Below are 8,583 nucleotides of genomic sequence, written 5' to 3'. Positions count from 1 at the left end.
CGTTCAGCGATTCGGCGAAGGGCCGACCGATTGCCGAATCGAAGAACCACCTGACGCCATCGATCGTTGGGTAAGATCGACCGAAATCGCGTTTCGCGGGACGAAGTCCGACAGGCTGCTAGCCACAGCAAGGCCCGAAGCCTACGGCTTCTGTTGTACATCCGGCACTGATCTGGTCATTCCGGCGCAGGCCAGAATCCAGGGTGCCCTTGGGGTAGTGAAGCAAGGCGCTGCCCCTGATCCGATGGCTGTCCGTTGCGGGAGTCGGGTTGCCGAGCCCGTGGCGTTTGATTGCAATCGCAGTCAAATGCCTGCTGGGCTCTGTAAATAGTTCACAGGGCGTGAAGCAAACGCGCAAATGGCCGTGGTCGATCAGCTATGATCGAATCTCTGAACCAGTAGGTTGGTTGGCGCGTGGGAAGCGCAAAGCAGCACAACGCGATGCGCACAGGCATTTGCCCTGGCCGGCCGCGACTGTGACGGGGTTCAGTGAGCGGGATCAGCATCGCAGGGCTGCGGTCGAATGCGGCCTCTCAAGTCAGCATGTCATTGCCAGGGGGGCAAATGCACAGAGCTCGATGGAAGTCCTTGTTCCTTGTCGCCATTGCTGCCAGCAGCACCGGTTGCGCCAATCGCTATCAGAATGTCTTGCTGGGCACAGCGGTCGCCGGGCAAGCGCCGATCAACGAGATCGAGCAGATCTACTACTTGGGTGTGCTTGATCCACGAGGTCAAGTGCCGCCTCAGATGTATCGCATCCGGGTGCATGGCCAGTCGAGCCTGGGCGGCGCCCATTTTGCCTCGGGCTGGGTGCCCTCGTCGGTCGTGGACTCACTGAATCCAGCCTCGATCAATCCCGAACACTCGATCATCGGTGCTGGAGAAGCGGGCTCGACCTTTCTCGGCGGACGCAACTTGATTGCCTTTGGCCCTGAGGGGTTCCGCGAAGTGCCGCAGGATCATCGCCTGGTGATGGTGATGGGCAGTGATTCCAGCAAGTTCTTCACCGCCGTAGGCGAGGCCTTGGGAGCGGTATCGGCGGCCAAGATCCACACGCATTCAGTGCGGTTGAACGATGAGCTATTTCGCGCGCTCTCGGATTTGCTGCGCGAGCAGAAGCGGCTAGCCGACTTTTCCGCCGACCAGGGAGGCGTGCCATGAGCCTCAATCGGATGATGGCTCGGCTGGCCTTGGCCACCTTGAGCGGAGTCTTGGTCTGTCTCTCGGGCTGCGCTGTGCTGCGAGTGGACGTTGATGTGTACAAGGGCCCCCTGGCCGATGAAGAGCACGTACAGGTGCAGCGGCTGGCGGTGATGGCAATTGCCGCCAAGCCCCTGTTGGTCGAGGCGCGCAATCTGTATGCCGGTGAGGACTTGCTTGGGAAGTATCAGCTAAAGAACCAGTCCAGACAGGAGCCGTTCGACTACAGCGGCGATTCAGATCAGATTCTTGAGGCGTGGCATCGTCGTCCGCGCGCCCGGTTGATTAACGATATCCTGCGCCTATACAAGAATCGCGAGATTGGTGCGGAGGAGCTGATCTTCAGGATGCATGTGGATCAGGTCCAGGCCGCTGCGAAGCAGCTGGATGCCGCGTGGACTGATTTATATGCGATTGATGGAGTGCCGCCGTCCGTCCGCCGCAAGTCGAATGATCAACTCACGTCGGTCCAAGCCGCCGAGTATTGGTCCACGCTTTCGGAGGCGACAATCGAGGAGCTTGGCGACACTTGGAAGCCGCAAAGGCAAATCGCAAGAGAGATCTACCCGCTGGCTCAAGAACGCGCCAAGGACTTGGTGAATGCCATACTTGATGCATTGGCGCAGATGGAACAAGTAGAAGCGCTGACAGCGACGCAAGCCAAACGTCGGATCGCTTTGATCGAAATGCTCCTACCGATACTTGAGGTCGGCCATGCATCCGAGCTGTTACGGTTTCAGACTGCCCTGGCGACTAGCGCGTGCGCCGCACCGCCGTTTCCCGACCCGCGTCCGCAGTCTCACAATGGCGAATCGTTCAGAACTCTGACACAGGCGTTGTACTGCACGCCGGCATCTGCAGCCAAAGCCTTGCGCGCAAGCGGAGGTGCCGGAGTCCTGGCTCGTCCTCAGGCGGAAGGATTTCGCGCGGCCAGCACTCAGCTCAGCAACCTACGCCGACAGCTTGAGGTGCGTGCAGGCGGTCTGGAGGAAGGCCGAATCGAAGACGGGCTGGTGGTGTTGACCGAGCGCTTTCTCGAAACACAGCACAGAGAGTCGTTGCACTCCGCTGTCCTGGAACAGCGCCAGTTGACTGAAGCGCTGATTCGGTTTGCGCACAAGCTGGTCTATCTGTCGAACAACCAGATGTTTGTTGACGGTCAGGGTAGCGACGTGGCGGAGTGTGGCGACGACGACGGCAACTCGCTGAAAGGCCAATCTTCTTCACCAAGAATGAGTCCCGAGCAAAATAGAGCGCGCTGCAAAGAGCTACTCACCATTATCGAGGTGGTTGGCAATTCGATTCTGATACAGGCCAACGAGTTGCATGCACGCGCTGCTCATCACGATGCGATGGCGTCTCGCTACCCTGCGCGTCGACAGTCGATACTCGCGCACTTCGGCGGTGACTCTGCCAGCATCGTGGCGCGGGCGCTGGAGACGATCGAGCAGCGTCGAGCCGAGACCCGCGCAGCTTCGGACCACCTGGCTGCATTGAGGGCGCAGCGGCAGACGGCCGAGCAGGGGGCCAAGCAACGCGCCCAAGCACAGAAAGATGCACAGGACGCGCGTGCCAAGAAAAAGGCCGATCTCGATGCTAAGCAGCCCGCTAGCGCCGCGCTGGGATTGGCGCTGACCGGGCTGAAACAACCGGGATTTGCAGCCTGCGTGAATGCCGCGCGTACGGCCACGCCGGCGCCCTCAGAGCAGGCACTGTTCGCCAAACTGACGGGGTGCGCCCAGCAGGCTGAGTCGGCGGCGGTGTCGACCAATGCCGCAGAGGATTTGAAAGCTCTTCGCGCGCTGCTGGCCGCCCTGGCGGCGTACAAGGATGAGCAGCGCCTTGGCGCGTTTGAGTCGAAGTTGAGTGCCGATCGCGTTGTCGCAGACAATGCCACGGCGGCTGCCAGGCAGGCGCTCGAGCTGGCCGAAGCTGCTTGGCAAAAGGCCAAGGCCGAGGCCGAGGCCGACACGGCCCTGGCGGCTAGCAAAGTGGCTGAGGCGGCCTTGGCGGCACATGAACTCGAGAAGGCAGCGGTCCTGGCCGACATCGAGCGCTACTCGGCTGAGTCAATCGATCTATTGAGAACCACCGCCAGCACCGCGCTGGCCACTGACCCACCTTTGCAGGCCGCGGCCGTTCGTCAAGCATGGATGGCAGCAGTCCAGGCTTCGGCCGACAAACATCGACAGTCGGCCTTGGAGGTGTTGGCGGCCACCTCGATGCCCTTGCCCATGCCGGACGCGTTGCTCCCCGACAATGCATCTTCCTGCGTGTCCAATGGCTGCGAAAGAGACGACCAGGGATGCAGTCTGGCATCCTGCGCCACGCCCGAGTTGGCCATGGACGCGCTGATCGCCTGGCTGCAAGGCCACCGGGCTCGTATCGCACAGGATCAAGGGGTCGACTCGATTGCCTACCGTTCGGCGAGTCAGGCATTGGCCGATACCTACCTGGATCGAGCTGGACTGAGCTATATCCGACCCGCTGCCTACTACTTGCGCAGCAGCTTTACCGCTTCCAGTCTGCAGGAGGGTGAATCCGGTGGTTGGGACAATATGCTCGACAACACCTACCAGCGGAGTGTGCCATGGCTGGGCCAGCGCTATCTTGAGGCCAATCCAAGAGCCGAGGTGCTGCAAAGGCTTGACGCGCAGTATTGGCAGAACATCAACAATATTCGCGTGGCCGGTGGTGGCAGGTCAAACTATGTGTTAATAAAGGATGATGTTGGCAATTGGACGGTGCGCTCCTACTCCACCGATTATGATGAGACGCTGAAGTCGCTTAAAAATATGGCCTTGTTCAACTACGGCGAGAAGTTGGGCGCCGAACTGGTGAACAGCGATTTCAGTCTGAAGAAGCCGGCCGATACCCGGTTCACCCCTGAATCAAGTGGTCTGGGCGGATTGTTCGCCAGCTATCGCAAGAGTTTCGATGACTCCCGCCTGGCGGCTCAGTCCGCGCTAAAGACGGCCTTGACCTCACCCAATCTCAGGCAGCAGGTAACCGCGGCTTGGGGTCAGCACGAAAAGGTCAAGGATTCTGCTCGCCTTCCAGCACTGAAAGAGCGATTGGAGCAGGATTTCGTCGCCACCCTGAAAGCAACCACCGATGCACTGGAGCGTGCTCAGACCGAGTCGAACTTCGACCTGATTTACGATGCATTGCGATCCTTGCGCGCATTCAAGAAGGCAGTATCAGCCTCGATCGAGGCGGTGGTGCGAGCACCAGCAAACGCAGAACATGCGAGCGCAGCACAGGCTTTGAACGCGGCCAATTCGTTGCCTGTCGATCAGGCAGATCGAGCGGCTGCCATTCAGGCAGCCACGGCCACCCTGCAGACTGCTAGCGAGGCGCAAGCTGCGGCGAATGAAACCGCCAGTGCAGCGTTGGCCGCGGCCAATGGGCTGGTGGATCCGCTGATTGCGAAGATCAAGGCGGATCGTGCCAGCGCCATCAAGCAGTTTGAGACAGCGCTCACGTTCATAGGCGAGGCTGCCAACCGTGAGCCCGAGACCAAGCCTTGATTGGCCTGGAGTGAACCGCTGCCGGTGCGTGATCTCGTTGTTAGAGATTACTTCCCCACTCGCGGCAGCACTGCGCTAAGGTGATGGACCTGTGGCACTCCGGGGGCACACCGATGAAACACAGGCCGGAATCAGGGGGCATGCAGGCTTGCTGTCGCCGCCCGTCGCTCAAGCCTTGGGTGGCAGGCGCGATCGTGTTGCTCGTTGCGCTGGGCTTTCAGGCCTGGGCCCAGCCCAGCCCTGAGGCGCAAGCGGGCCAGGCCGGCGGGGCCGAAGAGCTGTCGCTGCGTCTGCGCATCGAGCCGGAGGTTGCCACCTACGGCCGGGTCCAGGAAGCCGTGCTCGAAGTCGAAAACCTCAGCGCTCGCGAGCGTCGCGTGGAGGTCAAGGCCATGCTCGGCGAAGTGCCGCACTTCGTTGCGGGCAGTGATGACGTGCGATTTGAACAGCCCGATCAAGCGGAGCAGGAGCGTTGGCTGATCTGGCCAGAGCAGACCTTGCGTCCGTTCGATCGGATCAAACTGTCGTTCGGCTTTCTGGTCAGCTGGGATGTTCGCGGCGATCTCTACTTGAGCGCCGAGGCGCGTGATGTCGAGGCTGGAGAGGACGTGCCTCTGGCGGTGGCGCATATACGCCAGACCCCGGCGTATCCGCAAAGCAGCGGTGAAGTCGAGCTGATCGGCATCCTGATCAATGTCCTGATCGGCGCGGCCTTCGTCGCCGTGATGGTACTGCCGGTGTTGTACCAGCGAATGTTCAAGCGCTCGTTGAAGATCGGGCAATCGGTCTTGCAGAAGGCGGCCCTGATCGGCGGCCTGCTCGTGCTGCTGATCAGCGTATCGATGATCTGGACCGAGCTCGAGCCGCGCGGGTGGAAGCTCGCCAGTTGCGAGGTGCTGGACATGCGCTATTCGGTGCATGCCGAAACCCGCGGTCGCCAGACCACCAGCAGTCAGCGCAGCATCAGCCGTAGCTACTATCCCTTGCTGGCGTTGCGTTATCAGGCCGGCGAAAAGCTGCTGATCTCGACCGGCTTTCGGCCCGGCAACCCGGCCGCCGACCCTTCGGTACTGGCCGCCTTTCGACGCGGCGATCGAGTCGATTGTTACTACGATCCGAGTGATCCGGCCTGGGTGGTGGTCGATCGCGAGCTCAGCCCGATTGGCCTCATGGTCTCCCTGGTACTGCTCGCACTTAGCGCGGCCCTGGTGTGGTTCGGGTTTCGACGAGCCGTGGCACCCGCTGCGCATTGAGCCACAGCCCAGCTTGGATGCTGATCGTCGAGTGTGGCGCAGGCCAGGGCGGAAGCCAGCGCGCCAATCAATCGCGTTCGCAGCCCGCTTTCAGCCGCGCCAGCGCCTTTGGCCACATGCCATCCATCATCTCGATGTACTGCTCGGGGACGCCGGTCAGTTCGACCGCGACCCGGGTCTGGCCGGGGGTGGTTTCACTGAGTCGATAGCGTTCGAACGACTCGGTCCAGTCTTCGCCGCTGTTCGGCTTGCCTTCCCTCAACTCGCCGAGGTGTTGGATCGAGACGTAGTTCGGGTGCTCAGCCGCTTCGATCCGCGCCCGCATGCCCTGGCCGCCGGGGCCGAGGAAAAGCATGTCGGCGCCGGTTTCCCAGCGACCTTCGAAGTAGGAGCCTTCGCAGAAGTCTGATGTCCAGTCACGATAGCCGGCGTCACTCAGCATCTGCTGCCAGACTCTCTCGCTCGGAGCTTCGATCTCGATCTGGTAGTTAAGGGGGCGGGTCATCACAGTTCTCCCGATCAAGCAGCCGTGAGCGTTGTGCGATTGTTGCCCCAACGAGTTCGTGCTTTGACTCGCCGGAACAATCTCGCCGAGTCACCATTGTGCCACCCAAATCGAAGCTGCGTTGGCTCAGTCGGTGCCGGTCGAAGACTCGGCCTGGCACTCAGCGGGTATGCGCATATGCGCCTCGGCGCCGGCGGCATCGACGTCGGTCGGTGGGCTGGCGCTGCCATCCATCGCCACATACCACTGTCCGTCCTCTCCGCGCTGCCATATGCTCAGAAAGCGGCCGATTCGATAACGGGTGCTGCCGTCTTCCTGGTTCAGGCGGATGACAAACGGGCCGCTTGAGCTGGCCAGTTTGCCGTCGCCGCTGACGTGCACGTGCTGCGGATGCCAGCGCAGCGACATCGGGCCGCCATCGACAATTTTCGACCAGGCCTCGATCACCGCCTGTTTGCCGTGGATCGCCTTTGGGTCGGCCATATTGAACACCGTGTTTGGGTGCAAGAAGCTGGCAAACGCGCCCTGGTCGTGGTCAGCCACCGACTGTGCGAATGCGCGCTCACGCTCGAACACCTGACACTCAAGTTCGCTCATGGCCGCAGCGGGTAGGGCGGACAGCATCAGCGTCAGCGCCAGCGCCAGGACAGCGTTGCAAAGGAGTCGGATATGCATGCGGTCGGTTGTTGTCATGAAAACCAGACTCTCAGCCAGCCGCGCGCCGCAATCAATACCTGTGCGAAGCGATTCGGCAAACGGAGTTGCGCCGGCGATGAGCCGAGGGCTACGCGGCGTAGTGCTGCTTGGCGCGCCCAGACGGCGCAGGCGGGGGTCAGCGTTTGGTCACCATCAATCGTTCGAAAAGCGAAAGCGCTGGCTTCGTGGTTGCTCTGCTCCTCCCCTTTCGGCGCGACCTCATGAAATATCCGGGCTAGCTGTTTCGGGTGGGCGTAATCACGATCTTGCCTTCTCGCTCGCCAGCGGCCGCGGCGGCAATGGCCTCCTTGATCTGATCGATGCCATATTCGGCCTGCACCCGGGCGCGCAGTTTTCCCTGAGCTACCTGCTTGGCGATGTCGGCAAACACTGCCATGCGCTGGGCCGCAGGTGTTCGCTTGAACCATTGGCTAAGCCAGAAGCCTTTCAGCGTGATATCGCGGAAGACGAAATAGCGTGGCGAAATCATGCAGCGCTCGCCGCTCATGGCGCCGTAGTTGACTACCGTGCCACCTTCGCTGAGACAGCGTGCCAGGTTCTCGGTACTGAGGCCGCCGACGCAATCGATGGCAAGACGCACTGGCGCCTCGCCGACGATGGTGCGGACCCGTTTGGGCAGATCGTCGCCGTCGACCAGCACATGCTCGGCACCGCTGGCCTTGACCGCGGCAATCGCATCCTCACGGCGCACCACATTCAGCGTGTTCAGGCCACGCATCGCCGCAATCTGTACCAGATAACCGCCGACCGCCGAATTGGCCGCGTTCTGGATGACCCAGTCGCCCGGCTGCAGGTCAACGAACTCGCTGAGCATCAGCCAGGCCGTCGGCGGATTGATGGTCAGCATCGACAGCTGCACCGGATCGGCGCCAGGCGGCAGGGGCACCAGGGCTTTGGCCGGTAGATTCAGATGGGTGCTCCAGCTGCCGCAGCTGATCGGCAGCAGCACCAGGGTACCGACCGCCAGCCCCGACACGTCGTCGGCGGCGGCAGTGACGCGACCCACACCCTCATTGCCGCCAATCGTCGGCAGCGGCGGCAGGATGCCGTACTCGCCGGTCAGGGTCAGCACATCGGACGGGTTGATCGGTGAGGCCAACACTTCCACCGTGGCCTGTCCGGACGCGGGCGGCGGCAATTCGAACTCCACCGCACTGATCACATCCTGCGGCACCGGTCCGCGAGTTTCGTAGCGCGCGTGCTTGGCTTTCATGCTGAGTCCGTTTCAGGCTGGGGGGCACTCATCCTAGCCCGAATATTTCATGAGGTCGCGCCGAAAGATCCGGCAATTCCAAGCGGGGCGAGAGTTTCGACCGATGGTGTTGAGATAACAGAGTGTTGGCGATCTTTCGGCGCTGGCACGGCCCTCATTCGGCCG

General features: G+C 61.6%; 6 protein-coding genes. 3 read left to right on the top strand and 3 right to left on the bottom strand.

The genetic code is table 11. From position 1 onward, the window contains the following. Positions 1-564: 564 nt before the first annotated feature. From IFO71_RS20890 to IFO71_RS20880, 3 genes are all read left to right on the top strand, one after another. Positions 565-1,161 carry a hypothetical protein gene (locus tag IFO71_RS20890; RefSeq protein ID WP_192031628.1) on the top strand — a complete coding sequence of 199 codons (597 nt, stop codon included), beginning with the start codon at positions 565-567 and terminating at the stop codon, positions 1,159-1,161. After that, the gene (locus tag IFO71_RS20885; RefSeq protein WP_192031627.1) at positions 1,158-4,730 is read left to right on the top strand and encodes a hypothetical protein; all 3,573 of its coding nucleotides are present in this window, start codon (positions 1,158-1,160) and stop codon (positions 4,728-4,730) included. The genes IFO71_RS20890 and IFO71_RS20885 overlap by 4 nt, the downstream gene beginning before the upstream one ends. A gap of 194 nt (positions 4,731-4,924) precedes the next feature. Beyond that, positions 4,925-5,983, top strand: coding sequence for a DUF3592 domain-containing protein (locus IFO71_RS20880; protein ID WP_192031626.1), 1,059 nt, complete (start codon positions 4,925-4,927; stop codon positions 5,981-5,983). 67 nt (positions 5,984-6,050) lie between these two features. Here the strand turns inward: IFO71_RS20880 and IFO71_RS20875 are convergent, their stop codons facing one another. The 3 genes from IFO71_RS20875 to IFO71_RS20865 form a co-directional block, all read right to left on the bottom strand. Continuing rightward, on the bottom strand, positions 6,051-6,488 hold the full coding sequence (locus tag IFO71_RS20875; protein WP_192031625.1) for an SRPBCC domain-containing protein: 438 nt from the start codon (positions 6,486-6,488) through the stop codon (positions 6,051-6,053). 126 nt (positions 6,489-6,614) lie between these two features. Further along, positions 6,615-7,181 carry a YybH family protein gene (locus IFO71_RS20870; RefSeq protein WP_192031624.1) on the bottom strand — a complete coding sequence of 189 codons (567 nt, stop codon included), beginning with the start codon at positions 7,179-7,181 and terminating at the stop codon, positions 6,615-6,617. Between the two features lie 238 nt (positions 7,182-7,419). Then, positions 7,420-8,418: a zinc-dependent alcohol dehydrogenase family protein gene (locus IFO71_RS20865; RefSeq protein WP_192031623.1), complete on the bottom strand. Its 999-nt coding sequence runs from the start codon at positions 8,416-8,418 to the stop codon at positions 7,420-7,422. Positions 8,419-8,583 lie beyond the last annotated feature (165 nt).

The sequence above is a fragment of the Pseudomarimonas arenosa genome (assembly GCF_014841215.1).
GTDB lineage: Bacteria > Pseudomonadota > Gammaproteobacteria > Xanthomonadales > Xanthomonadaceae > Pseudomarimonas > Pseudomarimonas arenosa.
Note: the sequence above shows the minus strand (reverse complement) of the source record. Positions and strands in the feature narration are given on the sequence as shown.

Coding starts and splice junctions, on each gene's coding strand:
- IFO71_RS20865 (WP_192031623.1), bottom strand. CDS start 8,418: ATGAAAGCCAAGCACGCGCGCTACGAAACTCGCGGACCGGTGCCGCAG.
- IFO71_RS20870 (WP_192031624.1), bottom strand. CDS start 7,181: ATGACAACAACCGACCGCATGCATATCCGACTCCTTTGCAACGCTGTC.
- IFO71_RS20875 (WP_192031625.1), bottom strand. CDS start 6,488: ATGACCCGCCCCCTTAACTACCAGATCGAGATCGAAGCTCCGAGCGAG.
- IFO71_RS20890 (WP_192031628.1), top strand. CDS start 565: ATGCACAGAGCTCGATGGAAGTCCTTGTTCCTTGTCGCCATTGCTGCC.
- IFO71_RS20885 (WP_192031627.1), top strand. CDS start 1,158: ATGAGCCTCAATCGGATGATGGCTCGGCTGGCCTTGGCCACCTTGAGC.